Consider the following 18,756-nt stretch of genomic DNA (forward strand, 5'->3'; position numbering starts at 1 on the left):
ATTCAGGCTCCTTTGACAGCGTCGATCGAGGCTTCGAGGATATCCATCGCCTCGGCGAAGATCTCGTCCTGCACCGTCAGCGGCGCGAGGAAACGGATTACGTTCCCATATACGCCGCATGTCAGCAGGATCAATCCACGCTTGAGCGCCTCGGCGCGCACGGCGTTGGCCATGTCGGGGTTCGGGGCGCTGCCGTCGGTGGTGTTGAACTCGGCCGCGATCATGAAGCCGGGGCCGCGAATGTCGACGATTTCGGGCGTGCGGGCGCGGATCGATTCCAGACGCTGTTTTAGGCGCGAGCCCAATTCGTTGGCGCGGGCGCATAGGTCTTCTTCTTCGATCACGTCCATTACCGCATGGGCGGCGGCGATGCCCAGCGGGTTGCCGCCATAAGTGCCACCCAGACCACCGGGCTGTGCGGCGTCCATCAGATCGGCGCGACCGGTGACGGCGGCCAGCGGTAGACCGCCTGCCAGACCTTTGGCCATGGTGGTGATGTCGGCGGCCACGTCATAGGCGTCCATAGCAAACAGATTGCCGGTGCGGGCAAAGCCCGTCTGCACTTCATCGGCGATCAACACGATGCCGTGTTCGTCGCACAGCGCGCGCAGGCCGCGCATCAGTTCGGCTGGCGCGGGGTAGAAGCCGCCTTCGCCCTGAACCGGCTCGATGATGATCGCGGCCACGCGGCCCGGGTCCAGATCGGCCTTGAACAGCTTGGTCAGCGCGCCCAGCGAATCTTCGGTCGAGGTGCCGTGCAATTCGACCGGGAAGGGCACGTGATAGGTGTCGGGCATCATTGCGCCAAAGCCAGCCTTATAGGGCTGCACCTTGCCGGTCAGGGACATGCCCATAAACGTCCGGCCATGGAAACCACCGCCAAAGGCAATCACGGCAGGGCGGCCAGTTGCGGCGCGGGCGATCTTGACTGCGTTCTCAACCGCCTCGGCACCGGTGGTCACAAAGACGGTCTTCTTGGTGAAGTCGCCCGGCACCTTCTCGTTCAGGCGCTCGGCCAGACGGATGTAGTTTTCATAAGGCAGAACCTGATGGCAGGTATGGGTAAAGTTCGCGGCTTGTTTTTGCACCGCTTCCATCACCTTGGGGTGGCAATGCCCGGTATTCACAACGGCGATGCCTGCGGCGAAATCAATATAGCGCTTGCCCTCGACATCCCACACCTCGGAGTTTGCGGCACGGTCCACATAGACCTGCGTCTGCATTCCCACGCCCTGCGCGATCGAGGTGTTGCGGCGTTCAGCAATCTGAGCATTCAGCATCTTGCGTCCTTTCGGGTTATCGGGCGCGTGCCCGCAAATCTGACCGCGCGACTGTAATGCCCACAGCCTCAGGCGAAAGCCTGTTTCTTGTGAATCATAAGCCCTTGATTTACGGTCCCGGCACCCCTCAAGTGATGCGGATAGTGAACATGAAGAACGCCAATCAGGATGATCTGACCCTTGGATTACGCCTGCGGACCCTGCGCGAACGCGCGGGCCTGTCGCAGCGGGCGCTGGCTAAGAAATCGGATGTACCGAACTCGACCATTTCGCTGATCGAGTCGGGCAAGATGAACCCCTCGGTCGGGGCGTTGCGACGGATTTTGCAGGGCATTCCGATCAGCATGTCCGATTTCTTCTCCTTCGAGATCGAAAGCGAACAGACCGTGTTCTACGCCGCCGAGGACCTGACTGAGATCGGCAAGGGCGGGCTGTCGCTGCGGCAAGTGGGGTCGAACCTTTATGGCCGCGCGATGATGATCCTGCAGGAGACCTATGATCTGGGCGCGGACACGGGCCGGGTGATGTATGGGCACGAGGCCGAAGAGGGCGGCATCGTGATCTCAGGCCGCGTCGAGGTCACGGTGGGCGATCAGCGCAAGGTGTTGGGGCCGGGGGATGCTTATTACTTTGACAGCCGCACGCCGCACCGGTTCCGGCAGGTGGGCCCGGAAAAATGCCGGATTGTCAGTGCTTGTACGCCCCCGACATTCTGACCTTCAGCACAGAAATCTCAGCACTATGCATCATAGTGTTGCAATATTTGCCGAGTTGATCCACAGTATGATGCATAGTGCGGGAGTTGCCCCGCATGTTCCAACGGGTGACCCCCGCCCAATTCGGAGATTTGAGCTATGAAAAAGAAGCCTGCCACCCTGCCCCGCGGCTATCGCACCTGCACCGCATCGCTTGCCGTTGCCGATGTTCCTGCGGCACTGGCCTTTTACGAAAAAGCCTTTGACGCCAAAATTCAGGCCTATGACGCCGAAGAGGCCCCCGGCTTTGCCGCCATCAAGATCGGCAACTCGATGCTGTTTGTCACCGCCGGCTGGGGCGCGCATGTCCCCACCGTTCCCGGCACCGTCATCCCCGTTGGCCATCACATGTATGTCGAAGACGCGGATGCCGCGCTGGCGACCGCGCTGGAAAATGGCTCGACCCTGATCGCAGACGCAAACGATACCTATTGGGGTGAACGTTGCGCCACCGTTGCCGACCCGTTCGGCCATATCTGGACGCTGGCAACCCGGATCGAGAACCTGAAATCCGAGGACATCAGCGAGCGTCGCAAGGCGCTGTTCCGTGCGATTCACGATCAGGATGCCGAAGCTGTGGTCGAAAACGCCGAAGTCACCGAACAGACCGAGGCCGCGTGAGCCCGTCAGAGGTTGATCAGAAGACGGATCGTGAGGTACCGGAATGGGTGTGTTCTTTAACAGGCAAATCATGAACGACGCACCCCTTCCCACTTTCACGATCCGCCAGAACGATCTGGCCATCCTCGCCGCTGAAAACCGGATCGGGGACTACCCGGTCGCCGTGCGCACCGCGCGCGAGGTGGTTAGCGGTGGCTTTGCCAACCAGTCGGCGCATCCCAACACCTGGACGGTCTATTTTCTGGTCGATGGCCAATGGGCGCTGGTCGAATCCACGCGTGGTCTGCGCCGGGAATGGTCCAGTCTGGACCGGCTGGAAAAATGGCTGCGCAGTTGCGGGTTCCGGTTCTTCTGGGTTCGTAACGACATCGACTTTGTGGAACCGCTCGGCGAGGACGTCGCCGAGGAAGAGGCCGGATAAATCAATCGCCTGCGGATAGCGGGCTTGCGCGAACACGCGGTTTTATGTTCCGATGAAGAACGCCGGATCACCACGGCAGTCGCAATCGGCAAGAAAAAAGAGAAGAAACGAAAAATGACCCCCTTTGCGATAACCGGAATCCAGATGCACGTTGGCGCGATGCATTCGAATGTCGAGGCGATGCTGCATCGGATCGACGTGATGATGGCGCGGTTTCCCTGGACCCAGATGGCCCTGTTCAGCGAACTGGCCCCTTATGGCCCGCTTGACCGTTTTGCCCAGCCCTTCCCCAACGATGACCTGTCACGCTTTCAGGACGCCGCGCGGCGCTATGGTATCTGGCTGATCCCCGGATCGATGTTCGAAAAGCACGAGGACGGGCGGATTTTCAACACCTCGGTGGTGATCAACCCGGATGGTGAGATCGTCTCAAAATATTCCAAGATGTTCCCGTTCAAGCCCTATGAGCAGAGTATCTCGTCGGGCACCGAATTCTGCATCTTTGATGTCCCGGATGTGGGCCGGTTCGGACTGTCGATCTGTTATGACATCTGGTTCCCCGAAACCACGCGCCACCTGACCAGCCAGGGGGTCGAGGTTCTGCTGCACCCGGTCCTGACCGGTACCACCGACCGCGAGGCCGAGTTGTCGATTGCCAAGGCCACCGCCGCGCAGTTCCAGTGCTATGTGTTCGACGTCAACGGTCTGGCTGCAGGCGGCGTGGGCCGCTCGCTGGTGGTCGATCCGTCGGCCACCGTGCTGCACCAGTCGGCCGGGCAAGAGGATATCTTCCCCATCGAGATCGATCTGGATCAGGTCCGCCGCCAGCGTGAGGTCGGGCTGAAAGGTCTGGGTCAGGTCCTCAAAAGCTTCCGCGACCGCGAGGCGGATTTCCCCGTCTATGATCGCAACAGCGGTGCGGATGCGTATCTGCACACGCTGGGCCCGCTGCGCATTCCGCAGAAAGGCGACGTGGCAGGCGTTGCTGCATCCGACCCCAGAACGGCGCTGGGATATAATGAAGACGCCGCGAAGAAGCCCGATAATCTCTATCTCTACAAAGGGCGCTCAGGGACAGACTGATACCGGGGCGGCTTTTCGGTATCGGCAGAAAGGAAAGAAATTTCATGCACGGCTTATCCGACAGCGAAAAGCTCCACACCATTTCGGACTATTACAGCGCCTCACAACTGAGGGCAGACCGATGGAGCGCGCTGCGGGAAACGGCGGAATCTCTGGACCAGAACGCCAGCGACAAGGATCGGGACCGGGCACGGCAATTGCTTAGGGCGCTGGCCCCGATCGAGGTGTATTTTGCCTTTCCCGGCGGGTCGGCTTTTGATTATCTGCGCCGGTTGCTGGATCACGGTAACTTCGCTGATTTCTCGACTGCTGTGCGCCGGGTGTCGCGTGCGCTGACCTCGGGGGCGTATCGCCGGCGGTCGATCCCACTGATCGCGGATGAAACCGAAGGAGATGAGTTCGAGGATGAAGCGGCCCAAAGCCACGAGGCCCGTGCGCTGGGGCGGCCTTATTTTGAGGTGATGATCGTTGACAACGTCAACGAACATCAGGAACGGTTCCTGCAATCCAGCCTGCAGCGGATGCGCCGCAGCGAAGACCCGTTCATCTACGAGACCGTTGTGGTCCCCAGTGTCGAGGACGCGTTGATCGGGGTCCTGTTCAACCAGAATGTGCAGGCGGTCATCGTTCGCCCGGGCCTCAGCCTGAAATCCAAGAACGAAACCAATGTGCTTGGGCGCTATATCAGCCTTTATGGCGAAGGGGCTGATCTGGATGCGCTGTCCCCTTCGGAATATGGCCCCGAGACCTGCCGCCGGATCGGCATGCTGCGCCCGGAACTGGATGCCTACCTGATCACCGACCGATCCGCCGAGGATATTGCGGGTCTTGATCTGGGTCTGTGTCGGCGGGTTTTCTACAATCAGGAAGACTTTCTGGAACTACACCTGAACATCCTGCGCGGGGTGCAGCGGCGGTACAAAACGCCGTTCTTCACGGCGCTGAAGGAGTATTCCAAGCAGCCCACCGGCGTGTTCCATGCGATGCCGATCAGCCGCGGCAAATCCATCAGCCGCAGCCATTGGATTCAGGATATGGGGGCGTTCTACGGCTCGAACATCTTCATGGCAGAAACCTCGGCCACCTCGGGCGGGCTGGATTCCCTGTTGGAACCGCGTGGTCCGATCAAAGAGGCGCAAGAGGCCGCTGCCCGCGCATTCGGTTCAAAACAGACCTTCTTTGCCACCAACGGCACCTCGACCTGCAACAAAATCGTGGTGCAGGCGCTGGTCCGACCTGGCGACATCGTGCTGGTCGACCGCGACTGTCACAAATCCCACCATTACGGCATGGTTCTGGCAGGGGCGAGCGTGGTCTATATGGACAGTTACCCGCTGCATGACTACTCGATGTACGGCGCGGTGCCGATCCGCGAGATCAAGCACAAGCTGCTGACTCTGAAGGCCGAAGGCAAGCTGGATCAGGTGCGTATGGTACTGCTGACCAACTGCACCTTTGACGGTATCGTCTACAACGTCCAACGCGTGATGCAGGAATGTCTGGCGATCAAGAAAGACCTTGTGTTTCTGTGGGATGAGGCCTGGTTCGGCTATGCCCGTTTCGCCCCCAACACCCGCGTGCGCACCGCCATGCGTTCCGCCAACCTGTTGCGTGAACAATTCCGTACCGCTGAGCACGCCGAAGCTTACGCCGCCCAGCAGGCCGAGTTGGAAGGCGCGGATGATGAGACATTGCTGAACACCCGCCTGATCGCGCCGCCGGACGCGCGGGTTAGGGTCTATGCCACGCAATCCACGCATAAGACGCTGACCGCGCTGCGGCAGGGCTCGATGATCCACGTCAACGACCAGCAGTTCAAAGGCGCGGTGGAAGAGGCCTTTCACGAGGCCTACATGACCCACACTTCGACCTCGCCGAACTATCAGATCATAGCCTCGCTGGATGTGGGCCGCAGACAGGTCGAGATCGAAGGCTATGAATTCGTTCAGCGTCAGGTGGAAAGCGCCATGGCGATCCGCCGGGCGGTGACGACCCATCCGTTGCTCAGGAAATACTTCCGGCTGGTCACTGCGGGCGACATGATCCCCGAGGAATACCGCGAAAGCGGCATGACCAGCTATTTCGATCCTGATCAGGGCTGGGCCGATGTCTGGGATTGCTGGGCCAAGGATGAATTCGTTCTGGATGCCACCCGTATCACCCTGCATGTGGGCGCGACGGGCTGGGATGGCGATACGTTCAAGACCAAGATCCTGATGGATAAATACGGCATCCAGATCAACAAGACCTCGCGCAATACCGTGCTGTTCATGACCAATATCGGTACCACGCGCAGCTCGGTCGCGTATCTGATCGAGGTGCTGGTCGAGATCGCCAAGGAACTGGACGACCTGATGGACGACGCGTCCAAGATGGAAAAGCGCGCCTTCGAAAAACGCGTCAAGAACCTCAGCGAACACGTCCCGCCGCTGCCGGATTTCAGCCGCTTCCACGACGCGTTCCGTTGTGTTGACGGCACCGAGGCCGGGGACATCCGCACCGCGTTCTTCCTGTCTTATGACGAGGATAATTGCGATTACGTGGAACCCGACAAGGACATGCTGGAGCGGCTGGAAGCGGGCGAGGAAATGGTCTCGGCCACTTTCGTGATCCCATATCCGCCGGGCTTTCCCATTCTGGTGCCGGGGCAGGTGATTAGCCCCGAGATTCTGAAATTCATGCAGGAACTGGACGTGTCGGAAATCCACGGGTTCCGTGCCGATCTGGGCCTGCGCATTTTTACCGAAGACGCTTTGAAATCAGTCAAGAAAACATAAGGGACTGGGAGGACCATATGCCAAAGAAGGTGCTGAAGAACATCTCGGAAATCCGCCGGTATTTCCACACCAACAAGGACCCGATCTATTTCGTGTCGGCGACCAATTTCAACCTGTTGGGGCTGGATGAATGGGTGATGAATTTCACCTATATCTGCTACATGGATTGCTTTGACGGGCGGCATCCGAACGTGTTCGTTCCTTCCGAGATGCCGCATGACGAATTCCAGTCGATTGAGGACATCAACAACTATCTGCTGCAGCACAAAGAGGTCATCGACCTGATCAAGCGACGCGGCGGCAAGCCCAAGTTTGTCTTCCTGATGTTTGACGAGACGACCGAGAAACTGGTCAAGGAACTGGGCGGACAGCTGTGGTTCCCCAAGGCCAAGCTGCGCACCAAATGTGACAACAAGATCGAAACCGTGCGCATCGGCAACAAGGCCGGTGTGCCGTCGGTGCCAAACACGCTGAGCGTGGTCAAAAGCTATGATCACCTGAAGAAAATCTGCGATAAGGCCGGGCTGGGCCACGATCTGGTGCTGCAATCGGCCTTTGGCGACAGCGGCCACACCACGTTCTTCATCAAGTCCGAGGCTGATTTCAACAAGCACAAGGACGAGATCGTCGGCGAAGGCGAGATCAAGATCATGAAGCGGATCGATTGTCGCGGCGCGGCGATCGAGGCTTGTGCCACGTCCGAAGGCACGATCGTGGGCCCGCTGATGACCGAGCTTGTGGGCTTCAAGGAACTCACCCCCTATCGCGGTGGCTGGTGCGGGAACGAAATCTTCTCGACCGCATTCCCGCCCAAAGCACGCGAACAGGCGCGTCAATTGACGTTCCAGTTCGGCGAGGAGCTGCGCAAATCCGGCTATCGCGGCTATTTCGAACTCGACTTCCTGATCGACAAGAAGACCGGCGAGCTGTGGCTGGGCGAGCTCAACCCCCGCATCACCGGGGCCAGTTCGATGACCAACCACGCCGCTTTTGCCCATGCCGACGCGCCGCTGTTCCTGTTCCACCTGCTGGAATTCACCAAGAAACCCTTCAAGCTGGATGTCGAGGAACTGAACGCCCGCTGGGCCGACCCGGACATGATCGACAGCTGGTCGCAGATGGTGATCAAGCACACCGATGACAGCGTCGACCGCATCACGCAGGCGCCGCAATCGGGCATCTACAAGATGCTGGAAGATGGCCGCGTCGTGTTCGACCGCTTCGACTATCACCGCCGCGCGGTTGGCGAAAATGAGGCGTTCTTCCTGCGCATCTCGAATGTCGGCGATTACCGCTATGAAGGGGCCGATCTGGGCATTCTGGTGACGCGGGGCCGGTCGATGACCAAGGGTTTCAAGCTGACCGACAAGTCACGCAAATGGATTCACGGCATCACCTCGGCCTATGCAGCCGAACCGCTGCCCGCGGCGCAACCGATGGAAGACCCCGCCTTCAAAATCATGTAGAAAGCCCCATGGCGCTTGTATTTCGCTCAATCGATGAGGCGCAGCCCGGTCCAAAGCTGGCCGGGCTGTTTGCCGAATACTGGCCCGCCTACCGTAAGTGGTGGGCGAAAGAGGGGTATTCGGCCCGCCCCACCTATCGCGAATGCCTGCGCGCGCTGGAACGCCACATGCCCGAGATCATGCCGCTCTATGAACAGGTGGTCGAACTGGTCGGCGGCAGCGACAGTCAGGCGCGGTTCCTCAGCTTCTATTGCCCGCCGAAATACCTGTCGGGCTGCAGCCAGGCGATCTGGCGCGGCAAGACGCCGTTTCTGGTGCGCAACTATGATTATCACCCGAAAACCTTCGATGCGGCGATGCTGAGAACCCGTTGGGACGGGCGCGGCGTGATCGGGATGAGCGACGGTATTCTGGGCCTGCTCGACGGCATCAACGATGCCGGTCTGGCCGTATCCCTGACCTTCGGCGGACGGCGCGAGGTCGGTGACGGGTTCGGCGTCCCCTTGATCCTGCGCTATGTGCTGCAGACCTGCGAGACCACGGCCCAGGCGGTTGACGCCCTCTGCCGCATCCCCTGCCACATGAGTTACAACGTCACCGTGCTGGACGCGAAATATAACCACAGCACGGTGTATCTCGCCCCCGACCGGCACCCGCAAATCTCGGACGTGCCGGTGGCGACGAACCATCAGGGCCATGTGGAATGGTCCAAGCACGCGCGGTTCACCGCAACAGTCGAACGCGAGCGATTCCTGCTGAACCGCCTGAACCAGCACCCCGAAAGCGAAAAGCGGTTCATTGACGCCTTCCTGCGCCCGCCGCTCTATTCAACCGCGTTCAAATCGGGCTTCGGCACGCTTTACACCGCCGTCTACCGGCCAGCGAAAAAGCAGCTACAACTGCTCTGGCCCGGGGCGGCATGGGATCTGTCCTTCGATGATTTCCCAGAAGGCGAGATGAGCCTGCTGCTGCCCGAAGCATCAGAGGCGGCGTATTGACGTGAGTGGAATGCGCTGCCTGATCGTAACCTCGATGCGTAATGAGGGGCCGTTCATTCTGGAATGGATCGCCTATCACCGCGCCATCGGCGTGACCGATTTCCTGATCTTCAGCAATGATTGCGACGATGGCACCGACGCCATTCTGGACCGTCTGCACGCGTTGAAGATCATCTGCCACAAGCCCAACCCGCGCAAGGGCAAGAAGACGGTGCAATGGCAGGCGCTCAGCCGCGCCTCGAACCACCGGCTTGTGGCGCAGGTCGACTGGATACTTGTCTCGGATGTGGATGAGTTTCTGTGCATTCACCAGGGCGATGGCCAGATCGCCGATCTGATCGCCGCGCGCCCTGACGCGGACGCCTTTGCGGTGCCGTGGCGTATGTTCGGGCACAATCAGCAGGTGGCGTTTCAGGATCAGCCGGTGACGGGTCTGTTCACCCGCGCGGCCCCCGAAACGCTGCTGTGGCCGTGGCGTGCGGTGCAGTTCAAGACCCTGTTCCGCGCCGACCACCGTCTGGATCGGCTGGGCGTACACCGGCCCCGATTGCAGGACGGGGCCGCCTTCACCATGGTCGACGGCAATGGCGACCCGGCGCCCGCCGTCCCCGGCACGGTCATCCCCAGCGTCGCCCCCCGATACGGGCTGGCGCAGCTGAACCATTATGCGCTGGGCGCGGTCGAGAACTATCTGGTCAAGGCCGAACGGGGCCGCCCCAATCACAGCGAGGATCCGATTGATCTGGCCTATTGGATCGACCGCGATTTCAATCAGGTCGAGGATACCGCGATCCTGCGCCACGCTGATGCCATTGCCCAAGGCATCGCCGAGCTGCGCGCTGACCCCGAGCTGGACCGGCTGCACATCCGGGCCGTCGCATGGCGACAGGCACGGATCCGGGCTCTGCTGCAGCAATCGGATATGTTCCACACCTATGCCCGCATCTGCCAGATCGGCCCCACCCGCGTACTGCCGATGGCCGCCCAGCGACGCATGTGGGGCCAACTGATGTCGATCCGTCAGGCGATCCACGCCGAGAAACAGCGTTAGTCGGCGACCTCGGCTTCGGTGCGTTCGGGCATGAAAATCGCGTCCGGCTGGTCGGGTGCGGAAATCTTTTCATAGAGCCGCGCATATTCGGGCAGCGCCTTCAGTTCCGCCACCTTGCGCTTGTGCGTCTCGACGCCGGACCGGTGTAGCGCCGCAACCTGCGGGTCCGCCATCATCCGGTCCAACTCCGCGCGGGCGCGCGGCACGTGCCGGCAGATACGATCATCGCGTTCACTGTTATAGTTCCGGCGATCCCAGTAATAGCCGCCCATGTCCTCATCCACATGGTTCACCCGGCCCCGATCCCGCTTGACCAAATAGCTGTCGGCGGATCGCAGGGTGTAATGGTTCAGCGTCACCATATCATAGCCCAGCGACCGCTTGGTCGACCGCCAACTGTTCGAGGCATGGACCTGCTGCGGCATCTCGCGTCCCGCGCCATTGACCCAGCGCACCTCAGAGAGGCGCTCGTGATCCGGGTCCAGCGGTCGGTGAACGCCGATCTTGCCGTAAGGCGCGGATTTATGGACCAGCGTTTTGAAGCCCCAGCCCATGCGCGGCTTCGGGATGAATTGCGGCGCGCAGCGATCAAAGGTCTCGATGATCCAGCTATCCTGGAAATCGGTGACGCCTGCATTGCCGAACAGCTTCCAGGTCATCGAGATCAGGTTGGGTTCGTTCATCGCGGCAAACAGGTCCGGCAGGGTGCCCTCGCCCACATGGATATTGATGAATTCGTCACAATCCATGCACATATACCAATCCGCCTCTGAGATCAGAGGATGAGTGATCGCATGGTTCAGCGCACCGCGCTGCGGCTTCTGTCCCTTGTCGGCCTTGAACGGATTGTCCAGCCGCGTCACATATCCCAGCGCCTGCAGCCGGTCCAGCAACGCGACCGTCTCATCGGTGCAGTCATTGGTGTAGATCAGGAAATCCGTCACTCCGATCGAGCGGTGATAGGCGACCCATTCCAGCACAAAGGGGGCTTCGTTCCGCATCGTGGTGACAAGGGTGATCCTGTCGCGCGACAGCGGGGTCGCGGGTGCAAGCGGCGAAAACAGTGTCTCGGCCCGTTTGCGGACACTTTCATAAGCCTCCTGCGCGTCGGCGCCCAACAAGATGGGATGAGACTGGGTCTGCGGAATATCCTCTTCCGGCATTGGCGGCTTGGGTACTTTGCTGACAAAGGGCTCGCCGGTCAGCGTGGCGGGCGTCAGCGGCGCAAAATCTGGCTGGACCTCGTCTGAAACGCGATGCGACAGGATATCCTGAGACAGGATTTGATAAAGCTGATTGTACTCGGGCAGGTCCTTCAACGCGTTGGCGCGCGCCCGGTGCCAGTTGCAGCTTGCCACGTGCAATTCGGCCAACCGCGGGTCCGAGATCAGGCTGACGCGCAGCGGCCGGGCCTTTTCGAAATGGGTGCGGATCGACCCGTCCTGTTCGTCATTTCGGTTATGGATGTTCCAATACCCGATACCCTGTTCGCGGTTGATATGATTGGTGCGCCCCCGGTCACGTTTCACCAGATAGCTGTCCAGCGAGCGGATCGAGTAATGGTTCAGCGTCACCAGATCATAGCCCCAGCTTTCCAGCGACGACCGCCAGCCTTTCTCATGATACCGGTCCGGCATCTGGGCGCCCGATCCGTTAACCCAGTGGGGCATGGTATCTGTGCTGGGGTTCAGCGGGCGGTGGATGCCGAATTTCGAATAGCTTGACGGCCTGCGCGCAAAGGTCTTGAAACCCCAGTTGTGATGGGGAAACCGCACTTTGAGCGGGGCGCAGCGGTCGAATTGCAGTGGCACCGGGCTGTCGTCGAAATCGGCCACGCCGGAACAGCCGAAGAATCGCCAGGTCATCGAGATCATCTCGGGGTTACCGGTGGCCTCCATCAGCGACCGCAACGTGCCCTCGGGCGTGTGGATGTTGATATATTCATCGACGTCGAACACCATGTAGGCATCCGCCGACTGGATCACCGGATGGTCCTGCGCCAGCGCCAGTGCCACGCGCTGCGGGCGCTCGCCCTTGTCGATGCGCGCGGGGTTGTCGACGCGGGTGACCAGCCCCTGTTGGGCCAGAACGTCCAGTATTTCGTTCGTGCCGTCCGAGCAGTCGTTGGTGTAAATCAGGAAATGGGTGAAGCCCAGCCACAGGTGATAGGCGACCCAGTCCAGAATATAGGGGCCTTCGTTCTTCATCGTTGTCACACCGACAACCGAGTTGAGCGGTGCCGCATCCCGGATTACAGGCGTGGTCGAGGCATATTGTTTGCCGCCGATTTCGTCCCGGAAGACCCGGGCAAAGGCGCTGTCGGGATCGGGGTTCGGATAATCACGCAAGGGCGCATCCAGCGGGTTGATCTTGTGCTTGATCAGCAGCTGTCCAAGCAGGCCGGTCGGATCGGGTAGGCCTTTGTATTGCTCGGCCAGAAACTTGCGCATCCGCCGCCCGTAAAGGTGCACCGAATAGGTGTTGTCGGTGACGTAGTCGCTGATCCGGTTGTTGGGCTTGACGATCTTGCGCCGGTCTTTGAACGTGTAGGGATACAGCCCATCCTGCGCGAACGCATAGCGATCCTCGCCCGTCTTATGCAGGAAATGCGAAACCGCATGAGGGCCCCAGACCCCCCAGGGCTGTTCGCCTGCGTGGACCGGGTTTCCGGCTGCCTTCTTCTCCTCCAGCTCTTTGACGTAGTCCGCGCCATACCATGTGGGAATGGCGAACTCGTCCGAGCAATGATCCAGCAGCAGGCCCAGCGCCTCGCTGTCGCGGGGCAGGCCCAACACGCCGCCATTGATGTGTTTCTTGCTTTCCCAGCCAAAGAAATGCCCGGTCTCGGTGACGAACGGCTTGCGACAATAGGCGTCCGTGTCGGCCCAGATCACCCGATCCGCGCCGTGCAGCATGTGATATCGGAACAGATCGGAATGCAGTGCTGGCGAGCCTGTGCGCTCATGCACCAGAAATCCGGTTTCCGGCAGGATGTCGGCGGCGTCGCGAAACTCGACCCCGTCTGGCACGCGATCGACGTCCTCGTAAGTATAGAGGATCGTGTGGTGCCCCGCATCGAGGAAAGACTGCACGCAAAGCTGCTCAAGAAAGCTCAGCGAGCCGCGCATCCACAGCATGCCGATTTGATGAAGCTCTGTCATGTCACGCTCTGAAACCTCGCCGCGGTTCGCTTTGGTAGACCTAAAGCGGTTTATTTTTTGAGAACTCTAGTGGATCGTGGCGGGGGCGTCCAGAAAGCCAGCCGGAGACGGAGGGAATAAAACGTCTCTGGCACAGGGTTGGCGTGATCTAAGGTACATACCGAACGCAAAGGCGTAGCAAGCTGGCACAGATCGACGCGCACCAAACTGAGTTGAGGGCGACATGATAAGACCAAACCACGCGCGGATGCGCGGCAGATCGCCGGAAAACTGGATCACGCATCAAGTGCCTGCTGCGCGCGAGTTTGAGACTAAACTGCGTCAGGACGCAGATCCTGAGTCTCTTTACACTCTTTGTGTCGGGCGCCAACGGGCATGTATTACTGACATTACAGATGATCCAAAGATGCGGCGTTGAGAGACTGGATAGAAGCTGAAGACATCTCCTCTGAGTTGGAGAGCTGACACGACGCGTCCGTTCAGTGGCGTTCCGGTACGCGGCGTCCCAAGTTCACCCCGCAAACGGCGGCTAAGTGGGTTGCGACTGCAGAACGGCTGCACCCGGTCGATTTGCCGCTTTGAGCCGCCCGATACAACGGCCCAGATCTGCTGATTTCGAAAGTTCATCGCACAACTTCACCACCAAACACCGTTCCGTATTCGGTGCGGATCAAACAACCTTGCGGGCGCTGACAACAAAGTGCGTCAGAGAGAAGAAGAATTGCCCAGTGTTGGCTAAGGCACGTTGCTCCTCGGCCCATTCTCTTGCTTCTTGTGCTGGAACAAGGTTCTTGGCCACGGCAAATCCACTCATCAGAACGATCATCATATTGGCCAAGCCATCAGGCTTCAGTTGCGTATCGCAAATCGTAATTGGATTGATCGAATCTACCAAGAAACCAGATTCATTCAAAATGGAAGGCAGTAGTGCAGGCACTCCGCGCTCGGAAAAATGGTGGTCCCAAGCGTCAATCATTCGAGCCATTCTATCTGGCTGATCGCTGTGCCAAACCAGACTGTCAAAATGAATGTCTCCGACGACCAATCTGCCTTCGGGCTTTAGAATTCGGCGGGCTTCGGACACAGCCGCCGGGATGTCATCCAGGTATTCGAAGACCTGAACCGAAACCGCCTTATCCGCTGAGCTTGCTTCAAGAGGGAGGCTGTCTGCCGAACCATCGATAATTTCGACCCAACTAAATTCCCGGCACCGTTCAAGTGCCGATTGCCGCATATCGTTGCTTGGATCGACTCCAACAATACGACCTGTGCTGCCCACGGCGCGCGCAAGCTCTGCGGTCAACAAACCATTGCCGCAGCCGATATCGACAATCGTTTCGCCCGGGCCAGGTCTGAGCGCATCGAATGAACCTTGGCGCCGTCTTGTGACGTCTGCCCCCAAATAGACGAAGTCCAGACGTCGAGTAGTTTCGGCATCAAAAGCAAGCATGAAAATCCTTCGAACCCTTCACAATGTGAAAGTTCTAGCACATCGGAGCAGAAAAGTCTGTTTCGGGCTCAAGGTCTAACAAAGCGCGTGTAGCTTACGCCCATTTGGTTCGCTGCACAAAACGGTTGTTAAGCTCGCTTGAGCGCCTAGCCGTCCGTGCAGATAATGGGGATTGGAGGGCAAATAGTGCCAACAGTCTAACCTCCCGCAGTCCATTCGAAGCGCAAGCCTTTGGCAAAGGGCAGATTGCCGGATGGAAACGTCCACTGCCGCCAAAACAGGTGTGAGCGATCTGTACTCGACGTGAACTTATGGGCAATCCACGCGGCCTTGCTTTGTTCAACTTCGCCATCGACTGTTGGCTTCGAGGCCGTCACCCTGTCCAGCCAAGCCACCTTATTGTTGAACTGGAAGATGCTCCGACCCGAGCGCAACGACACCCCTGTAATGCTGACAGAGTTAGCAAGTCACGTTAAGTATTGAGCGACGGGGGGGCTAAGAGTGGATACACGACTTACTACGGTGCTTGCGGCAGATGTTGTCGGTTACTCAGCGCTCATGGATCGAGACCGGCAGGGTACATTCGTTGCGCTAAGATCGTTCCGCGAAGAAACCCTCCAGCCATTGCTGGTAGCCCATAAAGGCAAATTGATCAAAAGCATGGGCGACGGATGGATCGCCGAATTTCAATCCTCATCCGATGCCGCAGAATTCGCGATCGCGATCCAGTCATCGCTGAAACCAAACAGCATAAAGCTTCGAATTGGTATTCATACAGGTGAAGTGGTGACTGATGGTGATGACATTTTCGGTGATGGAATAAATGTTGCCGCTCGCCTGGAAGCATTGGCCGAGCCGGATCAAATTCTGATGTCAGATACGTCGCATAATAGCCTCGACCGCACTGGCGCGTCGCGTTTCGACGGTGGAGAACAGGCCGAACTAAAAAATATCACGCGTCGTGTTGCGGTGTGGTGCTGGCCAAAGGGAACTTCAGCCAATTTATCAAAGAACGAGAAATTCAAACCCGGGATCGCCGTTCTTCCGTTCGACAATATGTCAGCCGATCCCGACCAAGAGTTCTTTGCGGACGGCATAACCGAAGACATCATTACAGAGCTGTCTCGCTTTAGCTGGATGATGGTCGTGGCCCGAAATTCGTCTTTCACGTTCAAAGGTAAAAGCACAGATGTCCGAGAAGTCGGTCGAGCGCTTGGAGTGCGCTATGTGCTCGAAGGGTCGGTCAGACGTGCGGGTCAGCGCGTCCGAATTACGGGCCAGTTGATTGATGCAGAAGACGGCAGCCATCTCTGGGCAGATCGTTTTGATGGCGTGCTCGACGACGTTTTCGACCTTCAGGACAGAGTTACGCTTGAGGTCGTAACGGCAATTGAACCGTCGCTGCGACAGGCAGAAACAAAACGCGCGCGGTCGAAACCAACCAACAATCTCGAAGCATATGAGCTTTACCTGCGGGCCCAATCGCATTTCCATCTTCTAACCGATGAAGACAACCGCGAGGCTATTAGGCTGACGACCTTGGCGCTGGATCGAGATCCTGACTATGCCGCCGCATCCGGGTTATTGGCCTGGCTGCATATTCAGCGGATGGTGCAAGGGTTGGAGCCTGTAGGTGCCGGTCCGCAGGACGCTGTGAAAGCCGCCGAACAGGTCCTGCATAGCGATCGGGCAGACGGTGTCGCTATGGCATATGCGGCGCACTCGATCTCAATGCTTGCGCGCGACCTGCCGCGTGCACGATTGGCTTTCAAGCAGGCGCTTGAACAAAACCCCAACGCTGCAACAGTTCATATGCTGGCATCGGTAAATCTTTTTCTTCTTGATCGGCCAGAAGAAGCGCTGAAACATGCGAAACACTCTGTCGAACTCAGCCCATATGATCCGTTGCGCTACGCTGGCTATGTTGCTCAAGCAAGTGCACTCTTCCATCTTGGCCAATACGAAAAAGCGGCTCAGGCGTGCCGCGAAGCCCTCGCAATTCGGTCAAGCTTTGTTATGAGCCACCTGATGCTGATTGCATCTTTAGGACAACTTTCCGAGGAGAACGCTGCCCAAAAGGCGGTTGCGGATCTGCTGGCATTGCGCCCCGAACTGACCGCCACCGCAGCACAGAGCCAAATGCCGCTTTTTTCGGTTCCTGCTTGTGCAAATGAGTGGCGTGAAGGGTGGTTAAAAGCAGGTCTTCCAAAGTGAATTCGTGACAGGATTGCTAAATTGGTCTTTTAAACCAACGTTAAATGAGCATCGTCAGACACAACTGGAATTGAGGTACTGAAACACCCAAGATACCTGTTCACATATGATCTACTTATTCGGTTTCCGCAGGAGCGAGTTGCACATGCGCAAAGCCATCTTTTTTGTTGCGATCTGTTTTTCGGTTTTCGCAGCGCTGCGCCTGGAAGAAATCATAGGTGTTGGGTATCCGATATTCAGGTATTACGACAACTTCACGCACCACGCTCTGGATGCCAAGAATATCTGTGTTTTTGTCGTTCATATACCGGCAGGGATAGTCACGCTTTTGTCTGGCGCTTTGGCGATTTCCATCGCGCCGGGGTCAAAGTGGCATATGCGGATTGGGGTTGTGTATGTGATCGCATCATTGATTTGTGCGATATGCGCGCTGATCATTACTATTGGCTATCATGTAACGCCGCTGATCGTATCGGCCTATGGAGCTGGGTCTGCGGTATGGATCTACTTTACCCTAAAGCTTGTATCCGCTGCCGCGCGGAAGCCACGCGGAGATGTATCCTACTATGCGATCATGAGCTATTCCTTTGCCTTTCTCTTTGTTACCGCGCGCTTGTCGCTGTTTGTAGCGTTTCTGTTCGGCGACCGGGCCTGGTACGATACATTTCCACTTGTCTATGGCTCAATCCTCTGGGCGCTTTTTTGGTGCCATTTGGCCGCGGGTGAGTATGCGGTCTGGCGTCTAAAACAGCCATCAAAGTTAAGGCCCAATCCGTAAAAGGTGATTACTGCTCACCAAAGCGTCGCAGATAGGGACACCTTTTGACGGGCTTAGAATTGAGCGAGTTTAACTGCGGAGCATTCCCAAATCGGCTGCCCCGCGATTTGCGGTCGGCCGGTTTCTTGTATTTGTGGACCAGTGGGGAATTTCCTGTTGCCTTGAAAGGCGCTTGTTGAATCCAGCATTATGTTGGCTTTGACCTCTGCTGAAACCTCAAGACGTCGCGAGAATCTCAACAGCGTTCAGATCCGAATGGAATTTGCATCGGCAAGATACGAAATGGGCGACCAGTGCCGCCTATCTTTTGTCTATAGCAGTTTCGGGTTACCGCCCGTTGAATTTATCAAGCGCCGATGGATAGTTCCTGTCGTTGCGCGAGCCGCCGTTCGTGCTCTTTGACGAACGTGTACCACCAGAAAAACTACCTGCGTTCGTGGTATCCGCGCCATTTCCCCAGCCGTTATCGCCTTTCTTGGTTTCAGACGGTGGGTCAGGATTGTCACTTTCATCCACAGCGTAAACCGGGGCTGTAAAAGCCAGAGATGCTGCAATGAAGCTGATGATCGCTAGTTTGGAATTATTCATAGTATTTACCCCCACAATTGTTGAACAACAGTGGCTCGAAACCGAGACCACGAATACAGTTTAACCGTTTACGGCTGAACTCCTCGAGAACGTGCCATTCATCTTGCGTTCAT

Annotated in this window: 14 protein-coding genes; 10 read left to right on the forward strand and 4 right to left on the reverse strand. The window is 58.2% G+C overall.

Going from position 1 to position 18,756, the window contains the following annotated elements; all coding sequences use genetic code 11:
• Positions 1-2: 2 nt before the first annotated feature.
• Positions 3-1,280: a 4-aminobutyrate--2-oxoglutarate transaminase gene (locus ACR3EN_RS05990; protein ID WP_480825752.1), complete on the reverse strand. Its 1,278-nt coding sequence runs from the start codon at positions 1,278-1,280 to the stop codon at positions 3-5.
• A 149-nt stretch (positions 1,281-1,429) separates the two neighbouring features.
• Here ACR3EN_RS05990 and ACR3EN_RS05995 point away from each other — a divergent pair, with 149 nt between their 5' ends.
• The 8 genes from ACR3EN_RS05995 (at position 1,430) to ACR3EN_RS06030 (ending at position 10,452) form a co-directional block, all read left to right on the forward strand.
• Positions 1,430-1,996, forward strand: coding sequence for a cupin domain-containing protein (locus ACR3EN_RS05995; RefSeq protein ID WP_170674640.1), 567 nt, complete (start codon positions 1,430-1,432; stop codon positions 1,994-1,996).
• Between the two features lie 138 nt (positions 1,997-2,134).
• A complete protein-coding gene (locus ACR3EN_RS06000) occupies positions 2,135-2,656 on the forward strand; it encodes a VOC family protein (protein WP_480825754.1) in 522 nt (173 codons plus the stop codon).
• A 70-nt stretch (positions 2,657-2,726) separates the two neighbouring features.
• Entirely contained in the window at positions 2,727-3,077 is a 351-nt protein-coding gene (locus tag ACR3EN_RS06005; RefSeq protein ID WP_480529864.1) for a hypothetical protein, read from the forward strand.
• Positions 3,078-3,191: 114 nt separating this feature from the next.
• Positions 3,192-4,160 carry a carbon-nitrogen hydrolase family protein gene (locus tag ACR3EN_RS06010; protein WP_480825757.1) on the forward strand — a complete coding sequence of 323 codons (969 nt, stop codon included), beginning with the start codon at positions 3,192-3,194 and terminating at the stop codon, positions 4,158-4,160.
• A gap of 44 nt (positions 4,161-4,204) precedes the next feature.
• Positions 4,205-6,937 (forward strand): aminotransferase class I/II-fold pyridoxal phosphate-dependent enzyme, encoded by a 2,733-nt coding sequence (locus tag ACR3EN_RS06015; RefSeq protein WP_480825759.1) that lies wholly within the window; start codon positions 4,205-4,207, stop codon positions 6,935-6,937.
• Positions 6,938-6,954: 17 nt separating this feature from the next.
• The gene (locus ACR3EN_RS06020; RefSeq protein WP_480825761.1) at positions 6,955-8,403 is read left to right on the forward strand and encodes a biotin carboxylase; all 1,449 of its coding nucleotides are present in this window, start codon (positions 6,955-6,957) and stop codon (positions 8,401-8,403) included.
• Positions 8,404-8,411: 8 nt separating this feature from the next.
• A complete protein-coding gene (locus tag ACR3EN_RS06025; protein WP_480825763.1) occupies positions 8,412-9,401 on the forward strand; it encodes a C45 family autoproteolytic acyltransferase/hydolase in 990 nt (329 codons plus the stop codon).
• 10 nt (positions 9,402-9,411) lie between these two features.
• Positions 9,412-10,452: a glycosyltransferase family 2 protein gene (locus ACR3EN_RS06030; protein ID WP_480871199.1), complete on the forward strand. Its 1,041-nt coding sequence runs from the start codon at positions 9,412-9,414 to the stop codon at positions 10,450-10,452.
• Here ACR3EN_RS06030 and ACR3EN_RS06035 read toward each other — a convergent pair.
• Positions 10,449-13,613: a glycosyltransferase family 2 protein gene (locus ACR3EN_RS06035; RefSeq protein ID WP_480825767.1), complete on the reverse strand. Its 3,165-nt coding sequence runs from the start codon at positions 13,611-13,613 to the stop codon at positions 10,449-10,451. The genes ACR3EN_RS06030 and ACR3EN_RS06035 overlap by 4 nt on opposite strands.
• Before the next feature lie 670 nt (positions 13,614-14,283).
• Positions 14,284-15,063: a methyltransferase domain-containing protein gene (locus tag ACR3EN_RS06040; protein ID WP_480825769.1), complete on the reverse strand. Its 780-nt coding sequence runs from the start codon at positions 15,061-15,063 to the stop codon at positions 14,284-14,286.
• Positions 15,064-15,564: 501 nt separating this feature from the next.
• On the opposite strand from ACR3EN_RS06040, the gene ACR3EN_RS06045 reads away from it, so the two are divergent.
• Entirely contained in the window at positions 15,565-17,277 is a 1,713-nt protein-coding gene (locus tag ACR3EN_RS06045; RefSeq protein ID WP_480861352.1) for an adenylate/guanylate cyclase domain-containing protein, read from the forward strand.
• 145 nt (positions 17,278-17,422) lie between these two features.
• Positions 17,423-18,055 carry a DUF2306 domain-containing protein gene (locus ACR3EN_RS06050; protein ID WP_480825773.1) on the forward strand — a complete coding sequence of 211 codons (633 nt, stop codon included), beginning with the start codon at positions 17,423-17,425 and terminating at the stop codon, positions 18,053-18,055.
• A 327-nt stretch (positions 18,056-18,382) separates the two neighbouring features.
• Here the strand turns inward: ACR3EN_RS06050 and ACR3EN_RS06055 are convergent, their stop codons facing one another.
• Complete coding sequence (locus tag ACR3EN_RS06055; RefSeq protein WP_480825775.1) at positions 18,383-18,643, reverse strand: hypothetical protein; 261 nt, start codon at positions 18,641-18,643, stop codon at positions 18,383-18,385.
• Between the last annotated feature and the right edge of the window lie 113 nt (positions 18,644-18,756).

The sequence above is a fragment of the Ruegeria sp. G7 genome, from assembly GCF_056535465.1.

Bases quoted from the DNA above. Each gene is read 5' to 3' on its own strand.
- ACR3EN_RS06010 (WP_480825757.1), top strand. From the start codon at position 3,192: ATGACCCCCTTTGCGATAACCGGAATCCAGATGCACGTTGGCGCGATG.
- ACR3EN_RS05995 (WP_170674640.1), top strand. From the start codon at position 1,430: ATGAAGAACGCCAATCAGGATGATCTGACCCTTGGATTACGCCTGCGG.
- ACR3EN_RS06020 (WP_480825761.1), top strand. From the start codon at position 6,955: ATGCCAAAGAAGGTGCTGAAGAACATCTCGGAAATCCGCCGGTATTTC.
- ACR3EN_RS06035 (WP_480825767.1), bottom strand. From the start codon at position 13,613: ATGACAGAGCTTCATCAAATCGGCATGCTGTGGATGCGCGGCTCGCTG.
- ACR3EN_RS06015 (WP_480825759.1), top strand. From the start codon at position 4,205: ATGCACGGCTTATCCGACAGCGAAAAGCTCCACACCATTTCGGACTAT.
- ACR3EN_RS06005 (WP_480529864.1), top strand. From the start codon at position 2,727: ATGAACGACGCACCCCTTCCCACTTTCACGATCCGCCAGAACGATCTG.
- ACR3EN_RS06050 (WP_480825773.1), top strand. From the start codon at position 17,423: ATGCGCAAAGCCATCTTTTTTGTTGCGATCTGTTTTTCGGTTTTCGCA.
- ACR3EN_RS06055 (WP_480825775.1), bottom strand. From the start codon at position 18,643: ATGAATAATTCCAAACTAGCGATCATCAGCTTCATTGCAGCATCTCTG.
- ACR3EN_RS06030 (WP_480871199.1), top strand. From the start codon at position 9,412: ATGCGCTGCCTGATCGTAACCTCGATGCGTAATGAGGGGCCGTTCATT.
- ACR3EN_RS05990 (WP_480825752.1), bottom strand. From the start codon at position 1,280: ATGCTGAATGCTCAGATTGCTGAACGCCGCAACACCTCGATCGCGCAG.
- ACR3EN_RS06000 (WP_480825754.1), top strand. From the start codon at position 2,135: ATGAAAAAGAAGCCTGCCACCCTGCCCCGCGGCTATCGCACCTGCACC.
- ACR3EN_RS06025 (WP_480825763.1), top strand. From the start codon at position 8,412: ATGGCGCTTGTATTTCGCTCAATCGATGAGGCGCAGCCCGGTCCAAAG.
- ACR3EN_RS06040 (WP_480825769.1), bottom strand. From the start codon at position 15,063: ATGCTTGCTTTTGATGCCGAAACTACTCGACGTCTGGACTTCGTCTAT.